General features: G+C 46.9%; 15 protein-coding genes. 8 read left to right on the top strand and 7 right to left on the bottom strand.

Annotation, left to right across the window (positions count from 1 at the left end; all coding sequences use genetic code 11):
- The first annotated feature begins 121 nt into the window (after positions 1–121).
- The 6 genes from ACLVWU_RS13005 (at position 122) to ACLVWU_RS12980 (ending at position 5,794) form a co-directional block, all read left to right on the top strand.
- Positions 122–565 (top strand): helix-turn-helix domain-containing protein, encoded by a 444-nt coding sequence (locus ACLVWU_RS13005; protein ID WP_413575213.1) that lies wholly within the window; start codon positions 122–124, stop codon positions 563–565.
- A gap of 90 nt (positions 566–655) precedes the next feature.
- Entirely contained in the window at positions 656–1,861 is a 1,206-nt protein-coding gene (locus tag ACLVWU_RS13000; protein ID WP_413575212.1) for a S41 family peptidase, read from the top strand.
- A 137-nt stretch (positions 1,862–1,998) separates the two neighbouring features.
- Positions 1,999–2,619: a hypothetical protein gene (locus tag ACLVWU_RS12995; RefSeq protein WP_413575210.1), complete on the top strand. Its 621-nt coding sequence runs from the start codon at positions 1,999–2,001 to the stop codon at positions 2,617–2,619.
- Between the two features lie 39 nt (positions 2,620–2,658).
- A complete protein-coding gene (locus ACLVWU_RS12990; RefSeq protein ID WP_413575208.1) occupies positions 2,659–3,867 on the top strand; it encodes an RDD family protein in 1,209 nt (402 codons plus the stop codon).
- The gene (locus ACLVWU_RS12985; RefSeq protein WP_413575206.1) at positions 3,864–4,805 is read left to right on the top strand and encodes a rhomboid family intramembrane serine protease; all 942 of its coding nucleotides are present in this window, start codon (positions 3,864–3,866) and stop codon (positions 4,803–4,805) included. Before ACLVWU_RS12990 ends, ACLVWU_RS12985 begins: the two co-directional genes overlap by 4 nt.
- A 110-nt stretch (positions 4,806–4,915) precedes the next feature.
- Positions 4,916–5,794, top strand: a complete 879-nt coding sequence (locus tag ACLVWU_RS12980) for an endonuclease I family protein (RefSeq protein ID WP_413575205.1) — start codon at positions 4,916–4,918, stop codon at positions 5,792–5,794.
- 57 nt (positions 5,795–5,851) lie between these two features.
- Here the strand turns inward: ACLVWU_RS12980 and ACLVWU_RS12975 are convergent, their stop codons facing one another.
- Positions 5,852–6,379 (bottom strand): transposase, encoded by a 528-nt coding sequence (locus ACLVWU_RS12975; RefSeq protein ID WP_413578795.1) that lies wholly within the window; start codon positions 6,377–6,379, stop codon positions 5,852–5,854.
- A 481-nt stretch (positions 6,380–6,860) separates the two neighbouring features.
- Here ACLVWU_RS12975 and ACLVWU_RS12970 point away from each other — a divergent pair, with 481 nt between their 5' ends.
- Entirely contained in the window at positions 6,861–7,217 is a 357-nt protein-coding gene (locus tag ACLVWU_RS12970; protein ID WP_413575202.1) for a hypothetical protein, read from the top strand.
- A 69-nt stretch (positions 7,218–7,286) separates the two neighbouring features.
- On the opposite strand, the gene ACLVWU_RS12965 is transcribed toward ACLVWU_RS12970, so the two are convergent.
- The 4 genes from ACLVWU_RS12965 to ACLVWU_RS12950 all read right to left on the bottom strand — a co-directional run bounded on the left by ACLVWU_RS12965 (position 7,287) and on the right by ACLVWU_RS12950 (position 9,980).
- Positions 7,287–8,042: a hypothetical protein gene (locus tag ACLVWU_RS12965; protein ID WP_413575201.1), complete on the bottom strand. Its 756-nt coding sequence runs from the start codon at positions 8,040–8,042 to the stop codon at positions 7,287–7,289.
- Positions 8,042–8,827 carry a hypothetical protein gene (locus ACLVWU_RS12960; protein WP_413575200.1) on the bottom strand — a complete coding sequence of 262 codons (786 nt, stop codon included), beginning with the start codon at positions 8,825–8,827 and terminating at the stop codon, positions 8,042–8,044. Before ACLVWU_RS12960 ends, ACLVWU_RS12965 begins: the two co-directional genes overlap by 1 nt.
- 124 nt (positions 8,828–8,951) lie before the next feature.
- Entirely contained in the window at positions 8,952–9,419 is a 468-nt protein-coding gene (locus ACLVWU_RS12955) for a hypothetical protein (RefSeq protein WP_413575199.1), read from the bottom strand.
- Between the two features lie 126 nt (positions 9,420–9,545).
- Positions 9,546–9,980 (bottom strand): hypothetical protein, encoded by a 435-nt coding sequence (locus tag ACLVWU_RS12950; RefSeq protein ID WP_413575197.1) that lies wholly within the window; start codon positions 9,978–9,980, stop codon positions 9,546–9,548.
- Positions 9,981–10,186: 206 nt separating this feature from the next.
- On the opposite strand from ACLVWU_RS12950, the gene ACLVWU_RS12945 reads away from it, so the two are divergent.
- Positions 10,187–10,840 carry a DUF502 domain-containing protein gene (locus tag ACLVWU_RS12945; protein WP_413575194.1) on the top strand — a complete coding sequence of 218 codons (654 nt, stop codon included), beginning with the start codon at positions 10,187–10,189 and terminating at the stop codon, positions 10,838–10,840.
- Here the strand turns inward: ACLVWU_RS12945 and ACLVWU_RS12940 are convergent.
- Both ACLVWU_RS12940 and ACLVWU_RS12935 read right to left on the bottom strand, forming a co-directional pair.
- Positions 10,837–11,604: a hypothetical protein gene (locus ACLVWU_RS12940; protein WP_413575192.1), complete on the bottom strand. Its 768-nt coding sequence runs from the start codon at positions 11,602–11,604 to the stop codon at positions 10,837–10,839. The two genes, ACLVWU_RS12945 and ACLVWU_RS12940, sit on opposite strands and share 4 nt — an antisense overlap.
- Positions 11,605–11,606: 2 nt before the next feature.
- Positions 11,607–12,470 carry a hypothetical protein gene (locus ACLVWU_RS12935; RefSeq protein ID WP_413575190.1) on the bottom strand — a complete coding sequence of 288 codons (864 nt, stop codon included), beginning with the start codon at positions 12,468–12,470 and terminating at the stop codon, positions 11,607–11,609.
- Between the last annotated feature and the right edge of the window lie 106 nt (positions 12,471–12,576).

Below are 12,576 nucleotides of genomic sequence, written 5' to 3'. Positions count from 1 at the left end.
GGCCTCGTTAAAGTGTCTCAAAAAATATTTGCAACTAGCCCTAAATTCTCACGATGAAACGCCGATAGGTACAAAGTGAGTCAATTATGATTGCAATTTGTTTCAAAAGGGGAGGACAAGAATGTCACGCACAGTAATGATCGTGGTAAGCGATAACCAGGAAACTATCGAGAACGCTAAGAAGTACTGGGAGCAGCACGATGTGACAGTTCAGGCTTATTCTTCATCTCAATGGAGAGAAGGTCTTGATAATGCATTTTTCAGACAGCAACTAACAGCAGGTGTTCCTGCGTTGATTTCTGGCAACAGCCCGGTAACAACGGATAACACGGGTCATGGTAACTTGATTCAGTTCCCGACTCCGGCTGCAACATCTTCTAACGTTCAAAAAATGGAAGAGATGGAAGCACACGCGATCGAGAACGCTATCGTTCAGTACAAAGGCAACCTGACTGAAGCAGCAAAAGCTTTGGGTATCGGGCGCGCAACTTTGTATCGTAAAGTTAAGCAGTATCACATCGATCCTTCTGCAGCTCGCAAGAAGAAAACTGTGGTTGCCGCTTAGTTTTTCGAACGCCTTAAGAAATGTGCATTGATTAAGGATGAAAGGAAAAGTGGATTCCGCAAGGAGTCCATTTTTTCGTCAAGGGATTGAATGTTAAACCGAATCGCCGCCGTCATTTTGACACTGGCCTGTGCATATGGGGCCTTTCATTTCACGATCAACCGATCGTTTGTGAATCCTTATCCTGTGGTTTGCGATCTGGTATCTGATAAAATCTATTTACCCAAAGAAGACTTAAAAGAATGGCACCGCACGTGCATGGAGCACAGTCGCTATGTCACTCCGTACACCAAGAAGGACCTGATCCTGCGTGATATCAATTACGTATTGGGATCCTTGCGTGTTTCGCATCTCGAGATCTACGACGCACCTGAAGTGCGCGGGATTTGGAGAGGCGAAGTCAAAGAGACCGGCCTGAGTGGCGAATTCGTCGATAGTGAGATGGTGGTCTTTAAAGTTCTGCCGCATTCACCTGCGGAAAGAGTGGGCTTTAAAAAAGGGGATGTAATTGTCGCGATCAATGGCGAACAACCCAGCTCCTGGTCCATTGAATCCGAAGCCGGCGATTATCAGATTCGTCGCGCCAGTGACGAGTTCACGATTAAGCTTCATCCAGGTGTGGTGAAGCGAAACGAAAGTATGCAGCTGAATCGGTTGAAAGAACAAACAGCCCTGCTGGAAGTTCCTTCGTTCCGCGCGGAGTTCTTTAAGGATGAAGCTTTGAAGAGCACGTCCGCAAATTTAAGCAAGTACAAATCCGTAATTGTGGATCTGCGCAACAACGCCGGTGGCAATTTTGTGGCAGGATTGCGCTTTTTGTCGTTGTTTCTGTGTGAGCCGACTGTGATCGGGAAACTTGAAAAGCCCAAAGCAAAACTAGGGCGCGCAGAGATGCCGGATCTGTTGGATGATGAAAAGCAGCTGCAAATCCTAGAGCGCAACCGTGAGGTGGTGCTGAGGACCTTCCGCAACTCATCCTGTTTTTCAGGATCGGTGAAGGTATTGGTGGACGGGCGAACTTCCTCGGTCGCGGAAATGGTAGCGCAAGGGCTTAAAGAGTATCGCAATTCTCCATTGAGAGGGGCCCCGTCACGGGGGCAGCTATTGGTTGGGGTTTGGTATCCGATGGATGAAATTGCACCGGGCGTGCAAATCTCAATTCCTGAGGCTCTTTACGTCAGTGGCAAAGGACATCAAATCGAAGGTCAGGGCGTTCAGGTCGAGAAGATTTTATATTACAATCTGCCGCAAATGCAGGCGGGTATTGATTCCTGGGTAAATTCTTTCCAGGACTAGAGTCTTATAATGAGACGTCAATTAAGTTTTGGTCGTCTGTTAAGTTGATGTTCGGTCATAATGGATTAAACGGCCGTAGGAACGGCACGCCCTTCGCAGGGTAGTAATAGAATGAACTTTGCGATGGAGAATATAAAATGGGGAATGCGAAAGTGATTGAGTTTCCTAAAGAAAGATCTTTCCGTAAAAGACTTCAGGACAAAGCCCAGGAACAAAAATCAGTCCTGGTGATGTCTATCGCATCTGTCGCATTGATGACGGTATTCGTAAATCAGTGGTTGGTTGACAACTCTGATTCCGCTGTCGGTGGTCGTGGTAATCGTGAAATTGCCAGCTTTGAACCGGGTGCTTTTGCCCGTGATGTGAAGTGGGAGCACGATATCGCGCAAAAACTCTCTGCTGAAAAGTCTTCTCTTGTGGCAGCGTTGGCTGAAAAACCGACTCTGCGCGATGATCTTATTTTTGGTTACCTTGAAGGCAAATACGGAATGAATATTTCCGGTGGTAAAATCCAGAGTCTGGAATTTATTGATGCCCAGGCCGGCGAGAAAGCCCTGGAGATCCAAAATAAGGCCAGCTTTCTTAAAAAGTACGCCAGTGCCTTTGGTCTTAACTTCGTGGAAGTAAGTCCAGTCACCTCGGCGGATGCTGGCGAGCAGGTATTTAGTCTGATCGATAATTCCAAAACCATCGTGGGTCAGGCGCACTTTGCGATCGACCAAGAAGGTCGCGTTCATTCTCTGAGATTCACTCAATAGTCACTTTAGAATCATCTGTTTCAAGCCGATACGATCTGTATGTTATTTCCAGATCTGTCGGCGCCAGAAATCAATAATTCCCAACAGTTCAAGGCTCAGCCTGCAATTGCGTTCCTTATGGATCGTTTTATTGCTTTCATTCTGGATTTTCTGATTGTTTCGCCGATTGTCAGTCTGATGGTTTCTGGATTGCTTCGGCAAACCAAAACATTTTTTCTTTTAAATTCCCGCTCTGAAGAGGGACTTGTTGCTGTAATGATGTTGTTTGCTGTGGGCTCCATCGGAGTGGTGGCGATGCAGACATGGTCGTTGTATTTGCTTCAGGCAACTCCGGGACAATACTTCCTGCAACTAAGAGTGGTTTCCTATCCCTCGTCACAAAAGCGTCTGTCTTTTTCCCAGTGTGTGGTGCGATCAGTTTCGTGGTGTGGATCCTTCCTGCTTTTGGGACTTCCATTCCTGGGAGTGGTGGGGCATCCGCTGCGCAGAGCTTTTCATGAAAAGGCTTCGGACACCATTGTTGTGACGCTGAAGAAAGTTTCAGACCCTGGTCCATCAATGCCAGAGCAACGATTGATGACGTCGTGGATGCAGTTTAGTTTTGCGATGTTTGCCTTGGTTGCATTCGTGGGGCTTGCAAAAAGCTATCAGGCGCTGTCGGCGGGTGAGTATCATACAGCGGTAGAAAGCACGGCGATGTGCCAGGAGATCCCGGACAAGGAGCTCAGTGGTACACAAAGAATGGATGCTGCTTTGTCGCTGTTTCTGTTGAAAGAGATTTCTTCTGAATGTTTGAACAAGGAATCGGAGCACTCGCTTTGGGGAGATCCGGTGAATTCCCAGGCAATGGCTTATTTCGCGAAGTATCTTTTGAGTGAGGGCGACGAGCGCAAAGAATACCATAGCAAAGTGTGTGAGTCGCGCACCTCCTCGGGCTGTATCCTGGCGACATATCTGGATAACCCGGATGATGTTCAGCTGGGGGATGCTTCCCGTAAATTGTGGGTGACTCAGGTGTTGGAAGCGGATCATCTTTACAGCCAGAAAGATTTCGTCGGCAGTTTGGAAGTCATTGAAAACCTTCAGACAGTTCCGGCCTTGCGCCAGGCGATAGATAAGAAATACGTTCGCTCGATCTGGGCCTTGAAAGAAAGTTTAAAATCTCGTAAGGGCGGTCGTGTTCCTGCAAGTTCATCTGATGCGCAGGAATGGATCGAAGGGTTTAAAGAAAAATACGGTGTGCGATGATCATCCCATGCCCTGAAGATCTAAGACAGGTTCAGCGTTTTCCACTGACCATGACTTTGGTGGCATTGAATGTATTTATCTTTCTGCTGATTTTTAGCGGCACGCGACCGGATATATCTGACAGTCGTCTTTTTGAAATGGATGGTTTGACCTTAACGGGTAAACTTTTTTATCAGTATCTTCAGGATCTCCCGCCAGAGACCCTGGCAGAGTCACCAGAGTGGCTGCAACAAATGAAGAGCACCAATTCAGAGCATATGGTTGTCTTGGGCGCCTATGCCTTGCGGGATTCCCGGTTCTTAAAAGATGGGGAGCTTCGCGATTATCGCGGAGATCAGGTAAAGATTCGTGGATGGAAGGAAGACTTCGTAAAGTTCCGCGCCGAATACAAGGAACAGCTCATGTTTCGCTTTGGTCTCAGCTCCTCCATGAAAGGCCCCTTGGCCTGGTTGACCTATCAATTCTCCCATTCTAATTGGTTGCATCTATTTTCAAATCTGATGTTCCTGGTGGTAATGGGGGCGGCGGTTGAAGCCTTGGCCGGCAGCTCTGTCATGCTTATGGTCTATCTATTGGGTGGGGTTGCCGGAGGCTTGGGGTTCTTGTGGTCCCAGGGGCCGGGCACGGTGCCCATGGTGGGGGCGAGTGCCTCTGTAAGTGCGCTTCTGGCGTTCTATTGTGTGGCCGAGTTTAAGGCCCGCGTGCGCTATCTTTACTTTGTTTCACCGATGCCTGAACACTATGGTTATATTTACCTGCCGACCCTTATGATTATTCCTCTTTTTTTGCTGGTGGATCTGGCAAATTTTTGGGCAACTCCGGAGGGCTTGGGATCGGGTGTGGCTTACGCCGCCCACTTAGGTGGTAGTCTTTTCGGTATCTTAGGTGGGCTTGTCTATCGACATGCAGCTCTTGCCCGTCCGAATTCCTTAACATAACCCTGACAGGGTATTTCTTATAGCCCCGTTGACATTTGTCGGGTGAATTTGCGAAAGTGGTCCGCGACAGAGGCTGAATAATCACCCCCTTTACCGAATGGCGGACCCGAATGAAGCTTACTAAGCTCATTAAGTCAGTGATTGTATTAACATCATTGTTTTTCGCAGGTGCTTTAAATGCAGCGCCGGTATCCCAGGCAATTCCATACTATGGAGTTGAGTTCTATCAAGACCTTGCCTCTGGCAAAAAAAATGAAGAATTAACGACAAGTATTAAAAATGTCATGCGCAGTTTTCATATCGTGCAGCAGGGTAGTTACGATTTAATCGTTTCTGACTGTCAGGCCCAAAAAGGCTGCTATTGGCATCAGCCAATTGGTTACAACCGTGCGCGCGTGTGGTTGATGGGTAAATTCTATTTGGCCTATGACCAAGCTTCCCACAGTTATTCTGTTAAGGATTTTTACTGCAACAACTATAAGACTCGCGAAGACTTCCGTCGTGATGAACCAGGGCCGGATAAAATCCCTGACAACACGGTTGTGAACGTTGAGCATACGTGGCCACAAAGCCGATTTAGTCGTCGCTTCCCAAAAGATACGCAAAAATCAGATCTTCATCATTTGTTCCCGACAGATTCCCAGTTGAATTCTATTCGTGGCAATCAGTGGTTTGGTGAAGTTCATGAAGACACTCAGACTTTGAAGTGTCCTGTGTCCCGTTTCGGCGTAGGTGAAGGTGACAGTGATGAAGTGTTTGAACCACCCCAAGAACACAAAGGTCGCGTAGCTCGCTCATTGTTCTACTTTTCCCTGCGCTACGACCTTTACATTCCGCCAGAACAGGAAGCAGTTCTTCGTAGATGGAATGCTGCAAATCCGCCGGATGCTGAAGAGATCGAGAGAAATAACCTGATCTTTGAAGCCCAAGGCAATCGTAACCCCTTCGTGGATTACCCAGGCATGGTTGATTCAATTAACGATTTCTAGTTTGAATCAAAATTTTGGATTTAAAAGAAAGCTCACCCAAAAGGTGGGCTTTTTTCGTTAATGGGGTGGGGGCCATTCTTGGTGGTTTAGGATTCCAATCTTGGGGACGATCGCCAAGTCTTTTAGTAAATCTATTGATACATAATTTTTCAGGTTTTGCTTTGCTGTTTCCAGTAGAGCGGTGAAGGGGCGGAAGTCCCAGAACTTCTTTTTGTTCTTTTGGTTCCGGTTGGCGCCGGTCATTTTCAGTGCGATGGCTCCGGTCAGGGATCTGATAAACGGGGTGTAGTCATCCTTGGATTTTAAGCGAACAGACAGGTGCAGGTGATTGCCTCCGTTGGCGAAGGATTCAATTTTGATTCTGTATTTTCGGGCGAACTTTCGGCACAGGGATTCGACCTGTTTCCAATTTTTAAACTTCCTAAAACTTAAAGACCCGACGGCTTGGCTTGAGCGAAGAACGACATGCACAGTTTTTTTAGTGCTGAGCGGACGACGACATCGATAACGCGATTTTCTAAACAGCGTTCCGCCGTGCGCTTGGGTGGCTTGCAATCTAGGGTCGGAAAAGCGGGAGGTTTGCATGAACGATGGTATATTAAAGTACTTCAAGCATGGCAATTAAGTTGTTGGAAATACTGCGTAATGGTGTGAGTTTGAAGTACGCAGCGTGAAGTTTTACTTCAACAGTTCGGCGCGCCTGTTTTGATCGGCGAATGTGTGCATGAGATAGTGCAAATAGTGACTTCCTTAAAAAATCTTAAAAAAAGTGGAACAACCCCCTTGCAATGTGTTCAACAACAATGTCTAATTATTTCTACGGGAGGGGTGATACCAAGGAAGGTACTCGGGTGCATGATGTGCTCACCTCTATTTTTAAAAAAGATTATAAAGGCCGGAGTTTTACTTCGGCCTTTTTCTTTTTCGATCACGCTAAATTCCATGCAATTATTCCACTGAAATGACTGAGGGAACGATTTTCTGCTTCCTTAACCCTTTGAAAGGTGACCGCGGTCCAGGCTCTGGGTAGGTTCGGTCTTCCCTAATAATGGTGGAGGTCGGATCTATGAAACACTTGGTAATTGGTTTACTTGTTGTAGGAATGTCTTCAATGTCTATGGCCGCAGGTCTGAATTGCAAAAATGAAGCGGCGGGTTATGCCCTGACTCAAGTTATCGCCGAGATGATCAAAGCCGAAAAATCGATCTCTAACTACAAGTTCAAAGCGGACCGCCCGGTTACTGACGACGCCATTGAATTGAAAGATGGAAGCGTTCGTGAGTACTACGACGTTGCGGTTATGGTTTACCAAGGTGAATCTGAACTGGAGCTGCCGGCAGATCGCACGGTTCGTGTTCAGGTTTTGAATGTAAATTCTGGTGGCTGCCAGGTTGAGAAGATCTCCAAATCTGATGGCGAGTAATTTTCGCTTCTAATCAGAACACATACGAAAAAACCCGCTGTTTTAAGCGGGTTTTTTTTTAGGGTCTTTTTAAGCAATTTTAAAAACCAAGATATCGTCAGAGTCGTGCCGGTCGTATTGCAGGCAGATACTCGCACCATTCTCGGTGCTCTCCAAAATCACTGGGCGGGTGGTTAGGCCCAAAGGTGATTCAGTAAGCCCTTTGATCCAGATTTCATCTTCCTCACAACGAACAACCTCAGCAAAGTGACCAAAACCCTCAAAATCTATGGCACTGCCTTTGGTGATGGCAAACTCAGCCACTGTCTCAGACATTGTGATTTCAGACGGAATGCCAGTCTCTGCGGCTTCAGATTCACGGAAGAGTTGTACCACTGTGGACTCGTCAATTTGCTGTGCAGACGGTTTAGCGGCTTTGGCAGCCCGGGCAGCTTGAAGCTTTTCGTTCAGCTCACGATTGACCTGAATCTCGGCTCTTAGGACCATGCCGAACAGGGCAAAGTTGATAAGTAGGGACATGATCGTCTGAGTACTGCTGGTGCGCCAATCCTTTGAGAACGTCAAAAAATTGTGGGCAATAGTCACAGCCAAAATCACCAATACGGGAAGCCATGCCGAACTCTTCGCACGAAACATCAGATAGCCGACGACTAATTTGGAAATTCGTAAAGCCCATTGCATCGGGGTCGCAGCTAAAAACATGGCACTAAGATAAGCCCAGGTCCACTTGGTGGGGGACGCCGGCAGCATCGCAACACTGATAAAGAAATTTAAAAACGGGGAGAGTAAAAGAAAAACACCCGCAATGCGCAGCCAGCGATTCATTATCCCACCTCTTTGTGAGGTCCTGATTCGCTTTTTTCTGCAAAACGCATTTTTAGAGGAGCGCTTGAAGAAGCTGTTGGTGTCGCTTGATCTTTGCGGCCGCGGCGAACCACGGCATCACTTAGCGCAATGACCAGACAAATTGCCAAAGGGTCAAACACCGCAACGAAAACCATGATCAGGTACTTCACCACGTTGTCGATTTCCATGTTGAAGGCTTTGGAGATGTATATCAACGGACCGACTTTTTGCTTTTCATCGATCAGTTTAAGTTTTGCCTGAGCAATATCGCCTTCAAGCTGATTCACTTTGGCTTTTAGTTGCTGAATCAAAGGCTCTGCTTCGGCCCGGGCTTGCAATTTTTTAGTAATACGACCTGCTGGGATTTCTTCGATACCGCGATTGATGCGATCGATTTCGGAGTTGGCAGAGCGTTGTTCATTGTGAAGTTTATCCAACTTGATCGTTTCAGCTTCCAAAGTGGACGCCGAGATCAGGTAAGCATCAGAAAGGAAACCAAAGATGCCCATACTGGTGATACCACTTAGGACCACCACGCAGATGACCATGTAGGATTTCATAACCAGATTGATGCTTTTCCAGGTTTGGTGCAGGTAAGCGGCAGCGACGAACTTAGCCAGTTCCAAAGCACCGGCCATCAACCATACGGCAAGCACCGCGCCGGAGAATAACTTCCCCAAACCCGCAATGGAAAACGCCGCTCCCAACACGGAAACTGCGATTGCCGAAAGTGCCAAGCCTATAATTACCCAGAGCTGAACCATGTTGTTCTTTTCGGATAAATGTGAAGAAAGATTGACTGGTGTTCGATGGATTCAGCCGTTGGTCCAGAATGGGTGCCAGGATGGATTTAAAAACGAAAAAACCCGCCTCGCAGCGGGTTTTTTGTTACTGAGCACTGCTTGGCAGGGTCCAGTTGTTGTAAGCGTCTAAGAGCTTTCTGTGCTCTTTAGGAAGCAGGCCTTCATTCAAATCAGCCAACACATCCTGAATCAAAGAAACATCCATCACGTAAGCTTTAGAGTTCGTCAGCAGACCGCGTGCCGTTTTCTTGCGATCCCATGGTGGCCAGAATTCTGGATAACATTTCAAAGTGTCACCCAATTGCAATGTGAACTCTCCTACGGTGATTTCCGGATTTTTGGCGATGATGTTTTTGATCGTTTTAACCTGATCAGCGTTTAGGGCTGAGCAGTAGTTGGTTCTTTTTTTTGCAGCCGTACGTTCTTGGTTTGTGTAGTGCAGACGGCGATTCGCCTGATTAACGAAATCGGTCACGAATTCTTCAGCCGTTACTGAGGCGAAAGCCTGTGCACCAGTTAGAAGTGTTGTTAGAATAAGAGCGAATATTTTCATCTCGAGGTTCTCCAGATGAGCAGTTTCTATTTGAGTTTCGGGGATTGCTCAAGGGGAGGTGCAAAGACTTGAATCTTTTGCAAATAGGAGACAAAAGGGGCGCTGCGCCCCTCGTGCCGGTCACTTTTAAGGGTGAACGGAATCCAAAAGTTTGGACTTCATAGAATCGTGAGTTTTAAGTCCCAGATCCGCTAGGGTGTCCCGGATCAGTTTGATGTCCATCCAATAAGCTTTGGTGTTGAAAAGGATGCCCCAGCCTTCACGTTTAAGTGGCGCGATAGCTATGGGATAACATTGAAGCTTCTCGGACAGGGCCTTATGGAATTCCTCAGCCGTTTGCTCGGGGTTTTGGCTTACGATTGATGTGATTGAGGCGATTTGATCTTTGTTAAGCCCCGTACAGAAGGGTCTGTACTTTGCGGCAATCCGATCCTGGTTCACAAACACCAAACGACGGTTCATTTGAGCCACGAATTGGTCCACGAACTCCTCAGAAGTCACAGAAGCATGAGCCTGAGTTCCTAGTAACATCGCAATAATAACGAACATGAAGCGTTTCACGGGGTTTCCTTTAAAAGGGTGCTGGCAGAGTCATTACAAACTCCGCGCCAGTTTTAAACGAATTGAGGTATCGGTCATCCCTTTAACCCTGTAGGAATTGCCCGATGGTGCCGGTTTTTGCTTGGCACTAGCTGCAATTTAGCAACGATAACTGGTGAATCTTTCAGGGAATTTTGGGGAATGCTTTAATTCCAGGGGGAGGTTCTATGCGGGGTTTGAAGAGTTTCGTTAAATCGAGCTTATTGGCAGCGGCCGGGGTGATACTACCGGTAATCCTGCTTTTAATGCTGGTGGGAAAGATCATTGCCGTGGTGGGGAAGGTGACGTCCCCCATTGCGCAAAGCCTGTCGCCTCGATTTTTTAATGAGTATCAGTATGCCTCGGAGACGGTGGCATTTGGAGTGTTGTTACTGTTGTCCTTGGCCTTGGGAGCTTTTGCGCAAACTCGAATGGGTCGAAGCATTGGCGGTTGGATTGAGGATGTTTTTCTGATGCGTCTTCGTGTTTATAGATCTTTTAAAGAGTTCTCCCAACGGCTGATTCCGTCGCAGAATAATTTCCTGTTTCAGCCGGCCTTGCTTGTGCGTGAAGATGAGATGAATGCTTTGGTTTTTATAGTCGAGGAAATCGAAGGGGAGCAATGTGTGATCTTCACTCCCAGTGCGCCGTCCACATTGAGTGGGTCGCTATTTATTGTGCCCAGTAAGGATGTCAAAAAATTGAATGTCCCAGTGGGGGCTGTCGCCAAAACATTTTCCCGCTGGGGAGTGGGCACCTTGGAAGTCGTGCGTAAGGGGAGCGCTGAACCTTATTTGCAAGCCGAAGAGCGCCCCGCAGTTCAGACTCCACCCATTCATTAAAGCGGCGTGCAGGACATGGTTCCGCTTTGTTTGACGATAGGGATGCCATCCTGTGTGTAGGAATCAATTTTACTGATCGGTGCTTTGAAGGAAAGTCTGTTCATTAGATAATTTCTGGGTGCCAGGGTGTAGACACCACCGGTCAGCTGAATCCAGTTAAAAACCACGCCTTGATCTGTTTCGGTGATATTAAGTTCGTGTTCGGCAGAGACCAGGAGACTTGAAATAAAGAGGGTCCCGGAAAATTTGTCGCCACGTCCGTCGCCATCCACATCAACCCAACGGATATTCAGAGTCTCGCTGCTAAAAAAACCGGATGAACATTCAAAGGCTGAAATGGATCGGCCACCATCAAAAACAAATTGAGTCCATTGGTGTTTGTAATCATCAACACCCATGATCAGCAAATAAAGATGCAGTACGAATTTTGGCTTATGTATTTGGACTCTGTTTGTGGTTGTCTCCCAAACGTCACGCGATACGCGAATCAACCTTTGTTCAGGAAGAACTTGAGCCCGTTCACTGCCCAAACGTTCATCGACGAATTCAACTTTCACTTGATCAACGGCTTGCAGAAATTGGCCAGCGGTAAATGGCAATCCTTTAACTGAGTCAATATTCGAAGCGAGCCAACGACCCATGGAAGTGAATTCAGCAGCATATCCAGAACCGCCACCACCACTGTCCCAGCCGCCTTCGTCAATTCGGGCCTGGGCGGGGAGCGTAAAGAGTGCGCAAAGGAGTATTGAAATCAATTTATTCATGGTTACTCCTTCTTCATTTTTTTGGTGTTGCAATGAATGGTCGCGATGTATCGAGGAGTCATTATGCCTTCTGAGTTAAAAATACCCAGTTCAAACACTTCCATCGGGAACGGGCCGTCATCAGACATTTGGTTTATAGTTATTCTGCCGTGAAGAGTGCGGGCTTCATACTTCCAAGTAATACCGATGGCCCAGTTAAGGACATTTTTATAATTTCCGTTAATGAGATCGGTCCACTTAAAGTTCAATGAGCTGATCGTGACAGATTCCTTGGTCAGGGGATTTACAGAACTCCCTTGGCCGCTGACCATGACTTTATCTATGTTCACGAGGTACTTCGCGCCTTCAGAATAGTTCTCATACAGTAAATAATATGGAGCGCCGTTAATCATATAATCGCAGGACGTGACAGACTCCAAAAAGCCCTTCATCAGCTTCATCGACCAAAAATACTTTGTGTCATTGGCTTTCAAAATACCCAGGTATTCGTGGATGGCCAACTGAGCCCGATTTTCTTGATTCGAGCTATAGCTATACCAACGGTCCCAGTTCACACGAATAAGTTTTCTTGAAGGGAAATTAAGAGCATCGACTTCGATGCCTTCATTTGAAACCAAGCGGTCTTCTGTGAATTCAATTGTGGTTGTTTGTACGGCTTGCAAAAATTCCGCTTCGCTGATCGGGAAGTCAGGAACATCTTTTATTCTGGCTGCTGCTTTTTTACCGATTTTAATAAACTCTTCGGTGTACATTTGAGCACTGCCCCGGATTAGAATATCTTCCAGTGCGCTTTCGGCCTGGGCAAACGAAGCTACCAATAGCGCGAATACTGCCAGGATGGTTTTTTTGAAGATGTTTATTTTCATGCCCCTGTCCTAACAATGGACTTGGGTAAATCCAAGTTATGTTCTGTAAATATCCGGGTCTTTATTTACGTTTATGTAAAGAGTTCACTCTAAAAGTAGCGTTCTG

The sequence above is a fragment of the Bdellovibrio sp. HCB290 genome (genome assembly GCF_047305925.1).
In the GTDB taxonomy this organism is placed as follows: domain Bacteria; phylum Bdellovibrionota; class Bdellovibrionia; order Bdellovibrionales; family Bdellovibrionaceae; genus Bdellovibrio.
The sequence above is the reverse complement of the archived record's forward strand: the minus strand, read 5'-3'. Positions and strand labels throughout refer to the sequence as shown.

What these genes read in the sequence shown, in the direction of transcription:
- ACLVWU_RS12980 (WP_413575205.1), top strand. Translation starts at nt 4,916, where the DNA reads ATGAAGCTTACTAAGCTCATTAAGTCAGTGATTGTATTAACATCATTG.
- ACLVWU_RS12985 (WP_413575206.1), top strand. Translation starts at nt 3,864, where the DNA reads ATGATCATCCCATGCCCTGAAGATCTAAGACAGGTTCAGCGTTTTCCA.
- ACLVWU_RS12940 (WP_413575192.1), bottom strand. Translation starts at nt 11,604, where the DNA reads ATGAATAAATTGATTTCAATACTCCTTTGCGCACTCTTTACGCTCCCC.
- ACLVWU_RS12935 (WP_413575190.1), bottom strand. Translation starts at nt 12,470, where the DNA reads ATGAAAATAAACATCTTCAAAAAAACCATCCTGGCAGTATTCGCGCTA.
- ACLVWU_RS12970 (WP_413575202.1), top strand. Translation starts at nt 6,861, where the DNA reads ATGAAACACTTGGTAATTGGTTTACTTGTTGTAGGAATGTCTTCAATG.
- ACLVWU_RS12995 (WP_413575210.1), top strand. Translation starts at nt 1,999, where the DNA reads ATGGGGAATGCGAAAGTGATTGAGTTTCCTAAAGAAAGATCTTTCCGT.
- ACLVWU_RS12945 (WP_413575194.1), top strand. Translation starts at nt 10,187, where the DNA reads ATGCGGGGTTTGAAGAGTTTCGTTAAATCGAGCTTATTGGCAGCGGCC.
- ACLVWU_RS12965 (WP_413575201.1), bottom strand. Translation starts at nt 8,042, where the DNA reads ATGAATCGCTGGCTGCGCATTGCGGGTGTTTTTCTTTTACTCTCCCCG.
- ACLVWU_RS12960 (WP_413575200.1), bottom strand. Translation starts at nt 8,827, where the DNA reads ATGGTTCAGCTCTGGGTAATTATAGGCTTGGCACTTTCGGCAATCGCA.
- ACLVWU_RS12975 (WP_413578795.1), bottom strand. Translation starts at nt 6,379, where the DNA reads ATGCAAACCTCCCGCTTTTCCGACCCTAGATTGCAAGCCACCCAAGCG.
- ACLVWU_RS12990 (WP_413575208.1), top strand. Translation starts at nt 2,659, where the DNA reads ATGTTATTTCCAGATCTGTCGGCGCCAGAAATCAATAATTCCCAACAG.
- ACLVWU_RS13005 (WP_413575213.1), top strand. Translation starts at nt 122, where the DNA reads ATGTCACGCACAGTAATGATCGTGGTAAGCGATAACCAGGAAACTATC.
- ACLVWU_RS13000 (WP_413575212.1), top strand. Translation starts at nt 656, where the DNA reads ATGTTAAACCGAATCGCCGCCGTCATTTTGACACTGGCCTGTGCATAT.
- ACLVWU_RS12955 (WP_413575199.1), bottom strand. Translation starts at nt 9,419, where the DNA reads ATGAAAATATTCGCTCTTATTCTAACAACACTTCTAACTGGTGCACAG.